Consider the following 16,275-nt stretch of genomic DNA (forward strand, 5'->3'; position numbering starts at 1 on the left):
GCAATACAGTAGCCCCCACCATTTGCTTTAATCTCTTTTCCACACCCTTCCCAAGGCGCACCACCATGACCGCACGCACCCCCTGCCACCAACTCCAGGTAGCCACTGTTCTGCATCGTTTCATTGAAGAAAAAGTGCTGCCCGGCACCGGCGTGGACAGCGCCCGATTCTGGAGTGGTTTTGATGCCATCGTGGCCGACCTGGCCCCCAAGAATATCGCCCTGCTGGCCGAGCGCGACCGCCTGCAACGGGAAATGGATGCCTGGCACAAGGCCCACCCCGGCCCCATCGCCGACATGCCTGCCTACCGCGCGTTTCTGGAATCCATCGGCTACCTGGTGCCTATGCCCCTGGACGTGGCTGCCACCACGGCCAATGTGGATGCCGAGCTGGCCCTGCAAGCCGGGCCACAGCTGGTGGTGCCAGTGCTAAATGCCCGCTACGCCCTGAACGCCGCCAATGCCCGCTGGGGCAGCCTGTACGACGCGCTGTACGGCACAGACGTGATTCCGGAGACCGACGGCGCGGAAAAGGGCAAGGGCTACAACCCGGTGCGTGGTGCCAAGGTGATCGCCTTCGCCCGCAATGTGCTGGACCAGGCCGTGCCGCTAGACATCGGCTCGCACTTCGACGCCACCGGCTACAGCGTCGCCAACGGCGCACTGGTCGTCACGCGAGATGCTGGCAGCACCGGCTTGGCCGACCCCGAAGCCTTCATCGGCTACCAGGGCGATGCCGCCGCCCCTACATCCATCCTTTTGCAACACAACGGCCTGCACATCGACATCCAGATCGACCGCAGCACGGCAATTGGCAAGACCGACGCAGCGGGCATCAGCGACCTGGTGCTGGAAGCTGCGCTGTCCACCATCCTAGATCTGGAGGATTCGGTGGCGGTGGTGGATGCCGACGACAAGGTGCTGGCCTACAGCAACTGGCTGGGCATCCAGCTCGGCACGCTGACCGAAGAAGTGCAAAAAGGCAGCGGCAGCTTCACCCGCCGCCTGAACCCCGACCGGGTGTACACCGCAGCCAACGGCGGCACGGTCACCCTGCATGGCCGCTCGCTCATGTTTGTGCGCAACGTCGGCCATTTGATGACCAACCCGGCCATTTTGTACGGTAACGGGCAGGAAATCCCAGAAGGCATTCTGGACGCGATGGTCACCGTCACCATCGCCCTGCACGACCTCAAGCGCAAGGGCAACTCGCGTACTGGCTCGGTCTACATCGTCAAGCCCAAGATGCACGGCCCGGCCGAAGTAGCCTTTGCCTGCGAGCTGTTTGGCCGCGTGGAAGCCGTGTTGGGCCTGGCGGAAAACACCGTCAAGCTGGGCATCATGGACGAAGAGCGCCGCACCAGCGTCAACCTGAAAGCCTGTATTGCCGCCGCCAGCGCCCGCGTGGCCTTCATCAACACCGGCTTTCTGGACCGCACCGGCGACGAGATGCACACCGCCATGCACGCCGGCCCCATGATCCGCAAGGGCGACATGAAATCCAGCGCCTGGATCGCCGCGTACGAGAAAAACAATGTGCTGGTGGGCTTAAGCTGCGGCCTGCGCGGCAAGGCCCAGATCGGCAAAGGCATGTGGGCCATGCCCGACCTGATGGCCGCCATGCTGGAGCAGAAAATTGCCCATCCCAAGGCCGGTGCCAACACCGCCTGGGTGCCCAGCCCCACCGGCGCGACGCTGCACGCCCTGCACTACCACCAGGTCAAGGTGTCGGACATCCAGATCGCGCTGGAAAAAATCGACGCAAACGGCGAGCGCGACAACATCCTGAATGCCCTGCTGCAAATCCCCGTCACCGCCACGCCGAACTGGAGCGCCACCGAGAAGCAGCAAGAGCTGGACAACAACGCCCAGGGCATTCTGGGTTACGTGGTGCGCTGGGTCGACCAGGGCGTGGGCTGCTCCAAGGTGCCCGACATCCACAACGTCGGCCTGATGGAAGACCGCGCCACCCTGCGCATCAGCAGCCAGCACATGGCCAACTGGTTGCTGCACGGCGTGGTGACCTCCGCCCAGATCACCGAAACCTTCGAGCGCATGGCGGCGGTGGTAGACGGCCAGAACGCGGGTGACGCGGCCTACCAGCCCATGGCGAGCCACTTTGGCACGTCGGCGGCGTACAAGGCGGCGTGTGATTTGGTATTCAAGGGCCTGGAGCAACCCAGCGGCTACACCGAGCCGCTGCTGCACGCCTGGCGCTTGAAGGTGAAGGCGGGTACGGCTTGAGGTAAATGCTACTGAATTGGTAGCTACTTGCACAAATAGCGTATGCGGTAGAGTCCAATTTGGCATATAAAAATGGCACCTGCGGGTGCCATTTTTTGTGGTGCAAGAGCGTTACGCCACATGCCAATTCCATCCCACAACGCAAAACGGCAGCCTAAGCTGCCGTTGTACGGGGGGTTCGTCGCGCCGGGGGGTCCGGGCCGTCGGGAACAAGCCCCGTGGGGGACTTACCGGCTTGGCATGCGGCGACGGTCGCGGTCGTCGGAGGGCCAGTTGTATTCGGTGGTGCGGTGCATGGTGGTCATCGGGAATCTCCTTGTGGACATTCAACGAAGTAACCGCGCCCCTGGTTGACAGGATTTTTCGGTTTTTTACACAAATACTTACATAGTTACAAGACGAACACATGGGCCTGACCCATGACCGTGATTTGCACAGTAGCGCCCAGCGGCGGGATGTGGGTGGCCGGGCTGCGCACCAGCAAGGGGGCGGTATGGGTATGCGCCTCGCCGCACAAACGCACAGTCAGGCCGCAGAGTGCGCCGCCGAAGTCTATGTCTTCCACCACGCCGAGGCAGGCTTCGGCATCGGTGTCCATCGGGTCCATCGGCATGGCGGGCACGGTGGTCAATTGCAACTGCTCGGGGCGCAGCATGATCTGCGCCGGGCCGCTGCGTTGGCGGTCGTTGGCGGCGATCACGCCCAGGGCGCAGCTAGCCCAGCCTTGCGACAGCTGGGCAGGCAAAACGATGGTTTCACCCAGAAACTGGGCGGTGGCGGCATCCGTGGGGCACAGGTACAGCGCATGCGGCGGGCCGACCTGGGCCAACTGACCGGCACGCATGACGGCCACCTGGTCGGCAAACGACAGGGCTTCGGCCTGGTCATGGGTGACCAAAATGGTCGTGATACCGGCTGCACCCAGCAGCTGGGCTACGGCTTTGCGGGTGCTAGCCCGCAGGCCGGTGTCTAGCGCCGAAAAGGGCTCGTCCAGCAGCATCAGGCGCGGCCTTTGGGCCAGGGCGCGGGCCAGGGCCACGCGCTGCTGCTGCCCGCCAGAGAGTTCGTGCGGGCGGCGGGCGAGCATGGCGGGGTCGAGCGCCACCATCTGCATTAGCTCGGTGATGCGCTGGACGCGGTCGGGAGCGTGGCGGGCCAGGCCGAAGCCGACGTTGTCGGCCACGCTAAGGTGCGGGAACAGCGCGCCTTCTTGCGGCACAAAGCCAATGCCGCGCCGGTGGGCGGGCACGGCGTTGGGGCCATCGGCCAGCGCCTGGCCGCCCAGGGTGACGCGGCCCACATCCGGGGCTTCAAAGCCCGCAATGATGCGCAGCAGCGTGGTTTTGCCCGAGCCCGACGGGCCGACGATGGCGGTGCGGCTACCTGCGGCCACGCGCAGATCCACACCGGCCAGAGCAACCTGGGGGCCGTAGCTTTTGCGCACGGCATGTAATTCGAGAAAACCCATTGCCAATTACCGTCCAGCAGTTCGTTTAGATTGCACGTAGAGAAGCCAGGTCATGGGCATGGACAGCAGCACCATCATCAGCGCGTAGGGGGCGGCGGCGGCGTAGTCGATCTCGCTGCTGAAGGCCCAGAACGCGGTGGCCAGGGTTTGCGTGCCGGTGGGGGCCAGCAGCAGGGTGGCGGTGAGCTCGTTGGTGATGCCCAGCGCCACCATTGCCATGCCCGCCGCCGCTCCGGGGGCCGCCAGCCGCAGCGTGACCGACCACAGCGCCTGCGTGGGCGTGCGGCCCAGGCTGCGGGCGGCGTATTCCAGCTCTACCGGGGCCTGGGAGATGCCGGCACGCAGGCTGACCAGCGCGCGCGGCAAAAACATCAACATATAGGCCAGCAAAATGGTGGCAGCGGTTTGGTACAGCGGCAACGCCACCCGCACGGTGATAGTGACCAGGGCCAGCGCCACCACCACGCCGGGGAGCGAGCCGACCATGTAGTTGCAGGCCTCCACCACGCGCTGCAACTTGCCAGGTTTGCGGATGGACAGCCAGGCCATAGGCACCGACACCAGGGTGGTCAGCACCCCGCCCAGCAGCGCCCACACCAGGGTCTGGCCCAGCGCCGCGCCGATCACGTCCAGCTGCCACACGCCTGCGCCACCGGCCACCAGCCAGCGTGCCAGGGTGACCAGCGGCACGCCCAGCGCCAGCAGGCTGGTGACACAAGGCAGCAACCAGGCCAGCGCGGTCCAGCGGCCCAGACGGCTGCGCACCGGCATGCGGGCGGCACCGGTGCCAACGCGGGCATAGCGCTCGTTGCCGCGCAGGCGGGCTTCCAGCCCCAGCAGGCCGAAGCAGCAGAGCACCAGCACACCCGCCAGCATATTGGCCGCCGGGCCGTTGTAGGTGGACTGGAACTGGTCCACGATGGCCGTGGTAAATGTGTCGTAGCGGATCATCACGTACAGGCCGTACTCGGCCAGCAGGTGCAGGCCCACCAGCAGCCCGCCGCCGCACAGGGCTAGGCGCAACTGCGGCAGCACCACCCGGAAAAACACCGCCCACGGCCCCAGGCCCAGCGATGAGGCAGCATCCTCCATACCCGGGTCCAGCCGCCGCAGGGCCGCCGACAAGGGCAAATACATGAACGGGAAATAGGCGATGGTGGACACCAGCACCGCGCCCCCCAGGCCGTGCAGGCTGGGGGTGACCGTCATCCACGCATAGCTGTGGACAAACGCGGGCACGGCCAGCGGGGCCACGGCCAGCGCCGCCCAGGTGCGGGCCCCGGGCAGGTCGCTGCGTTCGGTAAGCCAGGCCAGCGCCAAGGCCAGTACGCCGCAGATGGGCACGGTGACCAGTTCCAGCAGGGCGGTATTGACCAGCAACTCGCCCACGCGGGCGCGAAAAATCAGCGGTGCGGCGGTGTCCCAGCCGGTTTGCCAGGCCACCCAAACTACAAAGCCCAGCGGCAACAGGGCGAACAGCGACACCAGCACCGCCGCCACACCCACCCACGACAGGCTAAAGGCCCGTGTGTTGCGCAAAGGCAGCAGCGGCGCGCTTACCGCAGTAGGCGCGCCGTGCAAAGCAGACGGAACAGCCGACACCCGGTGTTTACAGCAGGCCAGCCTGGGTCATCAGATCCGAGACTTTTCTGCTATTGAGTTTGGAGGGCTCGACCTTGGGCGACTGCAAGTCGGCCAGCGGCACCAGCTTGGGGTTGGACGCAGCGCCCACGCCCACGGCGTACTCATACGAGTCGCCGGTGCGCAGAATGGTCTGACCACCCTTGCCGGTAATCCACTTCAGGAAAGCCTGGGCCTGGGTGGGCTGCTTGCTGGTGGCCAGCACGCCGCCACCGGAGATGCTGACAAACGCGCCCGGGTCTTCGTTGCGGAAGTAGTGCAGCGCGGTGTTGTTGCTGTTTTCGGCCGTCTTGGCCTGGTCGCCGAAGTAGTAATAGTGGTAGATCACGCCGCCGTCGATCTGGCCTGCGTTGACGGCCTTCATCACCGTGCTGTTGCCCTTGTAGGCGGTGAAGGTGTCCTTCATGCCCTTGAGCCAGGCGGCGGTGGCGGGTTCACCCTTCATCTCCAGCATGGCGCTGACGATGGCCTGGAAGTCGGCACCGGCCTGCGATGCGGCCCAGCGGCCTTTCCAGGCAGGGTTGGCCAGGTCCATCATCGACTTAGGCAGCTGCTCGGGGGTGAACTTCTTCTTGTTGTAGACAAACACCGTGCTGCGCGCGGCCACGCCCATCCAGTGGCCGGTGGCGGGGCGGAAGTTGGCAGGCACCTGGGCCAGCGTGGCGGGGTCCAACTGTGCGAACAGGCCGGCCGATTCCACCAGCGCCATGGCGGGGGAGTTTTCGGTCAGGAACACATCGGCGGGCGAGGCCTTGCCTTCTTGCACCAGCTGGTTGCCCAGCTCGCTGTCGCCGCCATTGCGCAGCACCACCTGGATGCCGGTTTCCGCAGTGAAGCCCTTGGCCCAGGCCTGGGTCAGGCTGACGTGTTGGGCGTTGTAGACCACCAACGGTGCGGCATCTTGCGCCAAGGCCCCGATGGAGACGGCCAGCAGGCCCGATGCCAACGCCACTGCGCGGGCCAGGAAAGGAATGGACAGTTTCATAAGAACACTTCGGATGGAGAGTGGGCGGGTGCCGGGGGAAATCCTTCCGGACCGCAAAACAAACAGCGCAAATAAGAATTAATTGCATCTGAATTCTAACCGCGTGCCCATGCCTGCATCGGCCGCACCCGTTTAAAACCTTGCGCTGTGGGGATGGGACCGGCTGCTGGCGCGCCGGGTCTTGCGTTTGCGCGCGGTCTGCTTGCGGCTAAATGCCAAAAACAGACGCAGCCCCTTGATACCCGCCAACAGTGCCGCCGCACCGATGGCCCAGGGCATAACCTCTTGGACCAGCGCCGAGGCCAGGAACGAGGCCTGCTCTCCATCCAGCTTGAGTTGTTCCGCCGAACGCGGGGGCATCTGGCCGATGCTGCCATCCTCATCCCCTGCGCCCCCCATCGCACGGCGGCGCAGCACATTGGGGGTGTCGGCCGCGTCTTCCGTGGGCTGGTCCAGGCCCAGTTCGGCACTGAGGTGCTGCTTGGCATCGACCACCCCGGTGCGAACCGCCAGCTCTTTGGCGGTCAGGTGCAGGGCTTCGCGGGTGGACATGGGCAGCTCGGCGGCGCGGCCCGAAGCAGGCACTGCGGGCTTGGACGCGGGCTCGGCACGGGAATCGGAAGGGGGCGCAGTGCCGGCCGCATTGCGCTGCGCGGCGGCAGACAAGGCCCGGAGCACCGGCGAATCGACACTGGCATCGGCCAGATCGGCCGCATCCGAAGCCTCGGTTACGGGGGCCGATGGCAGGCTGGCCAGCGGAGCCGCCCACGCCGACAGGCCCCAGCCCAGCACCACCACACCGCACAGCCCGCGCAACACCGTCCGCTGCATCTTTGCACCCCACAAGTCCATAGCCAGTCTCCAACGCCAAAAATCCGGCTCACGCTGCGTCTGTGCGGAACCAATCCATTGATTTTATTGGAATTAAACCAATACAAGAGCCCCACCCGGGTCCGGCAATACCCGCACACACAGGTCTTTTAATGCTACATATTTAATAGCTATAGCCGCTTATATAACCTGCGCAAAATGCCTTTTCCACTTAAACCCCAGAAACCCCGCGCCGATGCAGGAAAGCCAAGGACGCGCCCAAAACCCCATTACCATGCCGGATGCCCGCCGCCCCCCTGCCAGCCCCCCGCAACTGCCCCCTGTGCCACCAGCCCAACGGGTGCGCGATGGAGATGGCACTGCGCACCGGGCTGCCGCAGCCACCGTGCTGGTGCCTGGCGGCCAAGATCGCCCCCGCCACGCTGGCACGCCTGCCCGCGCAGGCGGTGGGCCGGGTCTGCATCTGCGCCGCCTGCGCGGCCTCGGCGCCCCCCTCTGCCTAAACCATTGACCGCGCCCCATGTCGCCCTGGACCACCGGCCTGCTCCGCCCCGAACTGCTGGCACTGGCGCTGCTGATAGCCCTGCTGGCCGGGGCACTGCGTCTGCTGCGCCCGGCACACCAGCGCGGGCTGCGGGCCACCTGGGCTTTGCTGAACCTGGCCTGGTTTGCCCAACTGGTGGCGCTGCTGGCGGCCAGCCAAGAACACCCGCTGCTGTTGAGCATCTTCCGCAACAGCGCGCATGTGCTGACCGTGTGGGCGGCCATCCAGATCGGCACGCTGCTGGTGTTCCGGGTGCTGCTGCCCGCCCTGCGGGTGCCGCTGCCGCAGATTGCGCAAGACCTGACGCTGACCGCCCTGTCGCTGGCCTGGGGGCTCTTGTGGCTGCGGCTGGCGGGGGTAGACCCGTCGCAGCTGTTTGCCACCTCGGCCATCATGACGGCGGTGGTGGCGTTTGCCATGCAGGACACGCTGGGCAACGTGATGGGCGGCGTGGCGCTGCAACTCGACAACTCGCTGCGGGTGGGCGAATGGGTGCAGATTGACGACCTGAGCGGCCAGGTAGTGGACGTGCGTTGGCGCTTCACCGAGATCGTCACCCGCAACCGCGAGACGGTGGTGGTGCCTAACAGCTGGTTGATGAAAAACCGCTTCAAGGTGCTGCGCAAGCGCCCCGGCGAGCCCCTGCTGTGGCGGCGCATGCTGCACTTCAACATCGACCACAGCGCCCTGCCCGGCACGGTGCTGCGCACGCTGGCGCTGTCGGTGACGGACGCCAGCATCGCCCACGTTGCCGTGCAGCCCCCGCCCAGCGCGGTACTGATGGAGGTGTGTGCGGGCTACAACCACTACACCCTGCGCTACTGGCTGACCGACCCGCAGTTTGACGACCCCACCGATTCCGCCGTGCGGGTCCACGCCCTCACGGCGCTGGCCCGCGAGGGCATCCGCATGGGCCTGCCGCAGGCCGAGCGGCTGGTGGCCAGCAAAGACGAACACACCCGCAACCTGCACGCCCAGCGCGAGCAGGCCCGCCGCATCCGCGCCATCCGCAGCATTGCGCTGTTTGCCAACCTGCCCGATGCCGAGCAGCAGACCCTGGCCGCGCACCTGGTGTACGCGCCGTTTGTAGCGGGCAGCGCCATCACCCGGCAGGGTGCGGTGGCGCACTGGCTGTACCTCATCCTGCACGGCGAGGCCGAGGTGGTGGTGGACAACAGCGCGGGCCGCACCACCGTGGCCCAACTGCACGACGGCGAATTTTTTGGCGAAATGGGCCTGCTCACCGGCGAGCCGCGCAGTGCCACCGTGCAGGCCGTAACCGACGTGGAGTGCTACCGGCTCGACAAGGAGGGCTTTGGCCTGGTGCTGGCCGCCCGCCCCGAACTGGCCGAAGACATCGCCACCCTGCTGGCCCAGCGCCGCGCCGAATTCACCGCCCGCATGCAGCCGTCGGCCGCCCCCAGCGCCCCGGTGCGCAGCAAAGATTTGCTGGCACGGATGCAAGCCTTCTTCGGCATGAAAACGGGCGACTGAACATCCTTCTCCACCACCACACCATCGCCCTGCCCCATGTGCCAACTTTTAGGAATGAACTGCAACACCCCGACCGACGTGGTGTTCAGCTTTAGCGGCTTTGCCGAGCGCGGCGGCCGCACCGACCACCACAGCGACGGCTGGGGGATTGCGTTTTTTGAAGGCCGGGGCCTGCGCCATTTTGTCGACCACCAGCCCGCCTGCACGTCGCCGGTGGCGGCGCTGATCCGCAACTACCCGATCCAAAGCCGCAACGTCATCGCCCACATCCGCAAAGCCACCCAGGGCGTGGTGGCGCTAGAGAACTGCCACCCGTTTGTGCGCGAGCTGTGGGGCCGCTACTGGGTGTTTGCCCACAACGGCGATTTGAAAGACTTCCACCCCCGCCTGCACGCCAACTTCCAGCCGGTGGGCAACACCGACAGCGAACGCGCCTTTTGCTGGGTGATGCAAGAGCTGGCCAAATCCCACGCCGGGGTGCCCAGCGTGGCCGAATTAACGCTGACCCTGCGCGAGCTAAGCCAACGCATCGCCCGCCACGGCACCTTCAACTTTTTGCTCAGCAACGGCGAAGCGCTGTGGGCGCACGCCAGCACCAGCCTGTACTACATCGAGCGCCAGCACCCGTTTGCCCACGCCACCTTGAAAGACGACGACCTCAGCATCAACTTTGCCGAACACACCAGCGCCCAAGACCGCGCGGCGATGGTGGCCACCGCGCCACTGACCACCAACGAGGCCTGGACCGCGTTTGCGCCAGGGGAGCTGAAAGTGTTTGTAGACGGCAGCTTGCTATTAATTAAATAGCTACTAGCGCAGGTAGCATATGCGCTACAGGCCGATTTAACTTAAACCCCGCAACGATCCAGGTCCAACGCAGCGGGGTGAATAAACCTTCCAGAAACACCGCAGAACTGGCTCCGCCAGGCTGCTGGTGTTGCCCCCTGCAAGGGGGTTGGCGAAAAGCGCTTGCGCTGTAGCCTGGGGGTGAGTCGTTATCTTGGCCACACCAGGGCTAACAGCCGAGGCCGGTGCGCCAGCACCCAGGCGACCAGCACCGCGCTGCCGGCCAGCAGCATCACCCACACCAACACCGCCATCGAGGGCCGGTCGGCCATCAGACAGGCCAGCAGCGACAGCGGCAGCGCGGCGGCCCCCAGCCTGCGCAACTGCCGTCGGGTGGCGGGCACCGCGTGGGCGGGGCGGGGCATCACCTGGTCCCAGTGCACCTCCATCGCCAGCGCCAACCAGACCATGCCCGCCAGGTTGGTGGCCGCAGCCACCAGCAGCCACAGAGCCTCAGACATGGGCTACCTCCGCTCCTGTCGCCCCGGCCACCCGGCCTTGGGGGCCGCGCTGTTCGCGCCGCGCCAGCTTGCGCGCAGCCACCACCGCCAGGCCCGCACTGACCAGCAGGCTCAGGTCTACCCCCGCCACCGGCCAGTAGGGTTGGATGAACAGCGTGCGCACCAGGTGGTCCCCGGTGGTGATGCCGTTCAGCAGCACCGCAGCCACCGCCAGCACGGCAATCGCCCAGCACTGCTCGCGCCAGGCGGGGTTCATGCGGGCCTGCGCCACCGGGGCACTGCGCCAAAAGGCGTGTCCCATCGCCAACAGCCAGCAGCCCCAGAAGGCCTGCTTTTCCCAGTCGCCCTTGCCAACCAGATCGGCGGGCAACAGCCGGTTGACCACCAGCATGCCGATGGCCGCCAGCACCATGCCGGTGACGGCGGAAACCGCCAGCCCATCCACCACGCGGCTGCCCTGGCTGGCGGCTTGGGCATGCTTGTGTTTGCGCTTTTCCACATAAAAGATGAAGCCGGTGGCAATGCACACGCAGCCCAGCAGGCCGCCCAGCACGTACAGCCAGCGCAGCAACCAATGCTCAAAATGCTGGAGGTGCAGGCCGGTGAGGAATTCATTCACCGCCGACACGGGCGTGCGCGCCGGGTCTTCGTGCAGCACGGTGCCGGTGCTGGCCTGGAAGTGGATGCCCTCGCCTACCAGGGCCACACGGTCGCTGCCCGCGCGGTAAATGCTCACATAGCTGTTGGCATCCCCCAGGTGGCGCACCATGAGAAGGCCCACCTGGCCCGCCATGTCGCGCGCAGCCCAGCGGCGTTGGGCCTCGGCCACCATCGCATCCACCGAGGCCAGCGGTGCCGGAACGCCCGCACGCCCCTGCGGCAGGCCGGTTTCTCGGGCGTCCACCACCTCGTGCTGGTCGTGCAAGCCCTTGAGCTGAAACTGTGAGACCGGAAAGTAGTACGAGCCCGCAAAGATCAGCAGCCCGGTAAACGCAAAGAAAAAGTGGAACGGCAAGGCCACCACACCGGTGAGGTTGTGCATATCCAGCAGGCTGCGCTGGGTGGACTTCTTGGGCCGGAAGGTAAAAAATTCGCGGAAAAACTTGCGGTGCATGACCACCCCCGTGACCAGCGCCGACAGCATCACCAGCCCCGCCAGGCCGACGCTAAAGATGCCTAAATTCTTCCAGTCCCAGTTCAGGCTGTAGTGCATGGGGTAGAACCATTGGCTGCCAATTTTGAGCTGGTCTGAAGGCACAGCGGCTCCCGTACGCGGGTCGATGGTGGCGCTGCCTTCGATGTGGTTTTCGGCCGTCGGGTCCTGGGGCAGCGGCACGCGAAAGCCGACACCAGTGGCCAGCACCGGGTCGCGGTGGGTGGTGTAGGCCCAGTATTCGTCGGCAGCCAGCGCCAGGCGCGGGGTCTGCGGGCCCTTGGCCGGGTCGTGCAGCACGGGCATGTTGGCGGCATAGTCGGCCGGGTCGGGCGCGATGCGGGCAAAGGCGGGGGCCAACACGGTGTCAAACGAGGGCATGGGCTGCGGCGCAAACCGGGTGGTGGGCAGCGCCCAGCGGTCAATCTCGCGGTCGAACACCGACACCGAACCGAAAAAGAAACACACCATCAGCACATAGCCCAGCACCAGGCCGAACCAGGTGTGCAGCCAGGCCATAGATTGGCGAAAGTTAGGAAACATGGACGGGCCTTTCAGGACAGGATGGCGCGTTGCAGCAGCCAAGCAGCGGTGTTGAAGACAACCGCGCCGCCCACCAAGACAGCGCACACGCGCCCCACGCTGCGCGCCGCAAAGGCCCACATAAAAACACCCAGAAACAGCAACAGGCCCAGCATCAGCAGGGACTGTTCGGCATCGTGGAACGCCACGCCCAGGCCTACCAGAGCGGCGGTGCCAGCAGCCACAAAGCCCCAGGTGAACAGCCAGCCGCCCAGAATGGCGGCGGTGATTCTCAGCAGTGTGCGGAGCATGAGACCGGCTCTGGGGCCGGTAGAAAGAGAGCTTGCCATGTCATTTCATCTTTTTATGGGGGGGGGGGAATTCCGGGCCCGTGGCGGGCCCGGAGACAACATCAACGGGATTTACAGCTTGTGTTCCAGCGAGATGAAGGCGCTGCGGGGCTCGCCGTAGATCGCGCCGTAGTTGATGCCGTTCACATACTTCTTGTTGAACAGGTTGTTGACATTGAGCCGCGCGGACAGATCTTTGTTGATCTGGTAGCTGGCGAATGCATCCGACACCATGTACGAGTCCTGGCGGGCTCCGCTAACTTTGTACACATCGGACTGCCAGCGCGTGGTCACGCCCAGGCGCAGATCGGGCAGTGCCGGTACGCGGGTGTCCAGGCGCAGCTTGACGGTGGTGCGGGGCACCCATTCGTAAATGTCCAGGCCGTCCGGGCCGGTCAGCTTGAGCTTGGTCAGGCCCAGCACCATGCGGGTGTCGTCACTCACCTTGCCGGTGGCTTCGAACTCGAAGCCTCGGGACTTCACGTCTTTGGGCTCATAGACATACAGACCTCCGTTCATGCCCGCATAGGTGGCCAGGCCCTTTTGCATGGCACCGAACACCGCAAAGGTGGTCAACAGGCGCTTGTCCAGCCAGTCGGCCTTGACGCCCACCTCATGGTTCACGCCCTTCATGGGGTCCAGGTACTTATCAAAGAAGTCTTTTTGGTCCTGGTTCTGGAAGATTGTCGAGTAGGACACATAGCCCAGCACGTTGGGCGTGAAGTCGTAGGTGAGCCCGCCGTAGGGGCTGACCTTGCTGGTGTCCGGGTAGTCGGTGGGGGTGCTTACCGAGCCGTAGATCGAGCTGCCTTCACGCGCCAGCTTGACGGCGTTCAGGCCGAAGATGGCACGCAGCTTGTCGGTGAGCGACAGGCGGGTTGCGGCATAGAACCGGGTCAGGGTCTGGCTGCCGCTGGAGGTGGGGGTGCGCTCACCCCAGACCGGCTCTGTATAAACATTACCCCCATACGGAAAGGCGGGCAGCGGCTGGAGCAGGAATGCATCATCGAAGCTGTAGGTATCGGTGGCGGTCTTTTCCACCGAGTGGCTGAAGCCCGCGATCAGCTCATGCTTGCGCCCCAGCAGGTCAAATTTTCCGCTGAGGTTGGCATCCACCATGTGGTTGTCGGTGGTGAGGTGGCTGCGGTAAGGCCAGCCGTACAGGCCGGTGTTGTCGTCATTCAGGCCACCAGCAAGCGCGTAGCCATACAGCAATCGAGTTTGCTCTACTGCGTGGCGGTTATTCAGGGTGAGCTTGGCCGTCCAGTCGTCGTTGATGTAGTGGCTGTATTCCGCAAATACCGTGGTGGATTTGGTGTTCCAGTAGGTCCAGTCTTGCGAGGTGGAAGAAGAGGTATCGAACTCGGCCTGGCCGCCGCTCAGGTAATTGAGGACCAGCGAACCCCACATGGGGGACTTCTGCTTGTTGTCCAGGTGCGTGATGCCCAGGGTCAGCACGCCGTTGCTGCCGATCTGGCTGTCGATCACGCCGTAGAGGCTGGTGTTTTGGTCGTTCAGGCTCCGGGTGTGGGAGTCTTTGTCCTGGTGGACCAGCACTACCCGCCCGGCCAGCGTGCCGTCTTCGGTCAGCAGCTTGTTGTAGTCCAGCGCCACACGCTTCATGCCGTGGGCGCCGACCTTCAGGTTGATCTCGCCCTCGTCCTTGTTGGTGGGGCGCTTGCGCACGTAGTTGATGGTGCCGGATGCGTTGCCCACCCCGGTGAGCAAGCCGTTGGCGCCGCGAATCACCTCGATCTTGTCGAACAAAAAGGTGTCTTGCTGGCCCGTCACCGTGCCCCAGCTGTTGGTCATGCCCAGGCCGTCGATCTGGGTGGACTGGATCTCGAAACCGCGCGCGTTGTAGGTGGCGCGGTTGGTTTCGTACTGGTCGACGTTCAGGCCGGTCACCAGCTCCAGGGCGCGGTTGCCATCGACCACGCCGAAATCGCGCAGCGCCTGGGTGTCCAGCGTGCTGATGCTTTGCGGGGTTTCCTTGATGTCCATCGCCAGGCCGGTGGCCCCGCTGGACACGCGGTTGGCGCGCAGGCTGCTCACCACCACGGCCGACAAGGTTTTCTCGCTGGCCGAGGCTTCGGGCGCGGGCGCGGCTTTTTTCACCAATACGGCGCTGCCGTCCACACTGGCCTCCAGATCGCTGCCCACCAGCAGGCGGTCCAGCGCCTGGCGCGCCGTCATTTGCCCGTTCACGGCGGGTGCCGACTTGCCCGCCACCAACGCGGCAGGAAAGCCCATTTGCAGACCCGCCTGCTGCGCCAGCGCGTTCAGTGCCGCGCCCAGCGGCTGGGCCGGGATGTTGACGGCCACGGGCGCGGCCGTGGCGGAGGCGCTGTTTTGGGCCTGCGCCAGGGGGGCATGGCCGGCCGCTAATGCGATGGTCATGGCAACCGCCAGGGCCAGGGGACTCAGGGGCGGGCGCTTGTGCAGCGGTGTGGATCGCATGGGTAAAAACTCCTCGGTAGGTGATGGATTGCCGGGGCTGCACACCAGCGCGCAGCCCACTCCCACCGATGGAGACGCACCACTTTTACAAATCCTCACTATCTAAATGAGAATTCTTCAAACTTTTTTTACCGCTACCGCGCCACGATCAGCGTGGTGTCGCCGCGTGGCTCCAGGCGCACGGGCAGCACCTGGGGCAACGTGGCGGCAAAGCGCTGCCACTGCTGCACGCTGTAGCTGCCGCCCACGGGCAGAGCGGCCACGGTAGGGTCGCGTACCACCAGGCCGGTGGGGCCGTAGCGCTCGAACTCTGCAATCGCCTGGGCCAGTGGGGTTTGGTCAAAGCTGATGCGGCCACTGCGCCACGGGGCGATGGCCGCAGCGGGCACGTGGGCCACCGGGCTGAGGTGGCCCACGCCGTTGGCCACCACCATGTCACCGGCGGTAAGGTCTACCGCGCCCACGATGGCATCACTGCGGGCCACCCGAACATGGCCCTCTTCTACCGAGATAACGGTCTGGCCCGCATCCAGGCCGGATGCCGTGTGCCGCACCGAGAACCGGGTGCCCACCACGGTAATGCGCAGCGCGCCCACCCAGACATGGAAGGGCCGGTCGCTATCGGGCTGCACCGTGAACATGGCCTGCCCGTCTTGCAGCCGCACCTCGCGGCGGTCGCGGTACAGGCGGGCCTCTAACCGGGTGGCCGTGTCCAGCTGCAAGCGGCTGCCGATGCCTGGGGCATCGGGCAAATGGACCATGCGCCGCTGGCCCCGCACTGTGGCAAAGGCTTGTTCAAAAGTGGGCTGCTGCTGCCAGTAGTCCCACCCCATCCAGCCCCCGCCGACGACCGAAAAGGCGGTGGCGGCGGCAGCGGCCTGCGGAAATAACGGCCCCCAATCCCGCAGCCACTGGCGGCGGCCTGGGTTGGCGGGCCAGGCCGCAACGGGTGCTGGTTGAGAGGCTTGCGCCAGACCGGCCTTCAATGCGTCCACTGCGCCGTCGGGCAGTTGCTGCACCTCGCCTACCGTGGCATCCATGTCGTCCAACGCCGCAGCGTGGCGCGGGTCCAGGTCCAGCCAGGCCTGCAGCCCAGCGGCCCCGGCGGCATCCAGTCCGTTGCGACGGCGGACGGACCAGGTGGCGGCTTCTATGTCCAGCGGGTTATGTGCCAGGGCAAAGTCCTCGAACTCTGCCTCGTCCTCGTGGGCGGCGGGCGTGTACAGCCGGTGTGGCGGGGGCGAATTCATGGGCATGCGGGGCGGCAAAAGAGTGCT

At 65.4% G+C, this 16,275-nt stretch carries 13 protein-coding genes; 4 read left to right on the forward strand and 9 right to left on the reverse strand.

All coding sequences use genetic code 11. The annotated features are described in order from the left end of the window. The first annotated feature begins 65 nt into the window (after positions 1–65). Positions 66–2,243, forward strand: a complete 2,178-nt coding sequence (locus AC0969_RS09090; RefSeq protein WP_479623818.1) for a malate synthase G — start codon at positions 66–68, stop codon at positions 2,241–2,243. Positions 2,244–2,634: 391 nt separating this feature from the next. On the opposite strand, the gene AC0969_RS09095 is transcribed toward AC0969_RS09090, so the two are convergent. The 4 genes from AC0969_RS09095 to AC0969_RS09110 form a co-directional block, all read right to left on the reverse strand. After that, positions 2,635–3,711 carry an ABC transporter ATP-binding protein gene (locus AC0969_RS09095; RefSeq protein WP_479623819.1) on the reverse strand — a complete coding sequence of 359 codons (1,077 nt, stop codon included), beginning with the start codon at positions 3,709–3,711 and terminating at the stop codon, positions 2,635–2,637. A gap of 6 nt (positions 3,712–3,717) precedes the next feature. Next, a complete protein-coding gene (locus tag AC0969_RS09100) occupies positions 3,718–5,313 on the reverse strand; it encodes an ABC transporter permease (protein ID WP_479623820.1) in 1,596 nt (531 codons plus the stop codon). Positions 5,314–5,320: 7 nt separating this feature from the next. After that, complete coding sequence (locus AC0969_RS09105) at positions 5,321–6,337, reverse strand: iron ABC transporter substrate-binding protein (RefSeq protein ID WP_479623821.1); 1,017 nt, start codon at positions 6,335–6,337, stop codon at positions 5,321–5,323. A 132-nt stretch (positions 6,338–6,469) separates the two neighbouring features. Then, positions 6,470–7,189 carry a hypothetical protein gene (locus tag AC0969_RS09110; RefSeq protein WP_479623822.1) on the reverse strand — a complete coding sequence of 240 codons (720 nt, stop codon included), beginning with the start codon at positions 7,187–7,189 and terminating at the stop codon, positions 6,470–6,472. A 260-nt stretch (positions 7,190–7,449) separates the two neighbouring features. Here AC0969_RS09110 and AC0969_RS09115 point away from each other — a divergent pair, with 260 nt between their 5' ends. From AC0969_RS09115 to AC0969_RS09125, 3 genes are read left to right on the forward strand one after another with little or no spacing between them, the layout of a single operon-like run. Further along, positions 7,450–7,671 carry a cysteine-rich CWC family protein gene (locus tag AC0969_RS09115; protein ID WP_479623823.1) on the forward strand — a complete coding sequence of 74 codons (222 nt, stop codon included), beginning with the start codon at positions 7,450–7,452 and terminating at the stop codon, positions 7,669–7,671. Positions 7,672–7,688: 17 nt separating this feature from the next. Continuing rightward, the gene (locus AC0969_RS09120) at positions 7,689–9,206 is read left to right on the forward strand and encodes a cyclic nucleotide-binding domain-containing protein (RefSeq protein WP_479623824.1); all 1,518 of its coding nucleotides are present in this window, start codon (positions 7,689–7,691) and stop codon (positions 9,204–9,206) included. Between the two features lie 36 nt (positions 9,207–9,242). Next, positions 9,243–10,013 (forward strand): class II glutamine amidotransferase, encoded by a 771-nt coding sequence (locus tag AC0969_RS09125; RefSeq protein WP_479623825.1) that lies wholly within the window; start codon positions 9,243–9,245, stop codon positions 10,011–10,013. Positions 10,014–10,201: 188 nt separating this feature from the next. Here the strand turns inward: AC0969_RS09125 and AC0969_RS09130 are convergent, their stop codons facing one another. The 5 genes from AC0969_RS09130 to AC0969_RS09150 all read right to left on the reverse strand — a co-directional run bounded on the left by AC0969_RS09130 (position 10,202) and on the right by AC0969_RS09150 (position 16,254). Then, positions 10,202–10,513 (reverse strand): DUF3325 domain-containing protein, encoded by a 312-nt coding sequence (locus AC0969_RS09130; RefSeq protein ID WP_479623826.1) that lies wholly within the window; start codon positions 10,511–10,513, stop codon positions 10,202–10,204. Next, a complete protein-coding gene (locus tag AC0969_RS09135) occupies positions 10,506–12,209 on the reverse strand; it encodes a PepSY-associated TM helix domain-containing protein (RefSeq protein ID WP_479623827.1) in 1,704 nt (567 codons plus the stop codon). Before AC0969_RS09135 ends, AC0969_RS09130 begins: the two co-directional genes overlap by 8 nt. Positions 12,210–12,220: 11 nt before the next feature. Next, the gene (locus AC0969_RS09140; protein WP_479623828.1) at positions 12,221–12,499 is read right to left on the reverse strand and encodes an iron uptake protein; all 279 of its coding nucleotides are present in this window, start codon (positions 12,497–12,499) and stop codon (positions 12,221–12,223) included. Between the two features lie 111 nt (positions 12,500–12,610). Further along, positions 12,611–14,998: a TonB-dependent siderophore receptor gene (locus AC0969_RS09145; protein WP_479623829.1), complete on the reverse strand. Its 2,388-nt coding sequence runs from the start codon at positions 14,996–14,998 to the stop codon at positions 12,611–12,613. A 134-nt stretch (positions 14,999–15,132) separates the two neighbouring features. Beyond that, the gene (locus AC0969_RS09150; RefSeq protein ID WP_479623830.1) at positions 15,133–16,254 is read right to left on the reverse strand and encodes a FecR family protein; all 1,122 of its coding nucleotides are present in this window, start codon (positions 16,252–16,254) and stop codon (positions 15,133–15,135) included. Positions 16,255–16,275 lie beyond the last annotated feature (21 nt).

It is taken from the genome of Rhodoferax sp. LB1P47, from assembly GCF_056521445.1.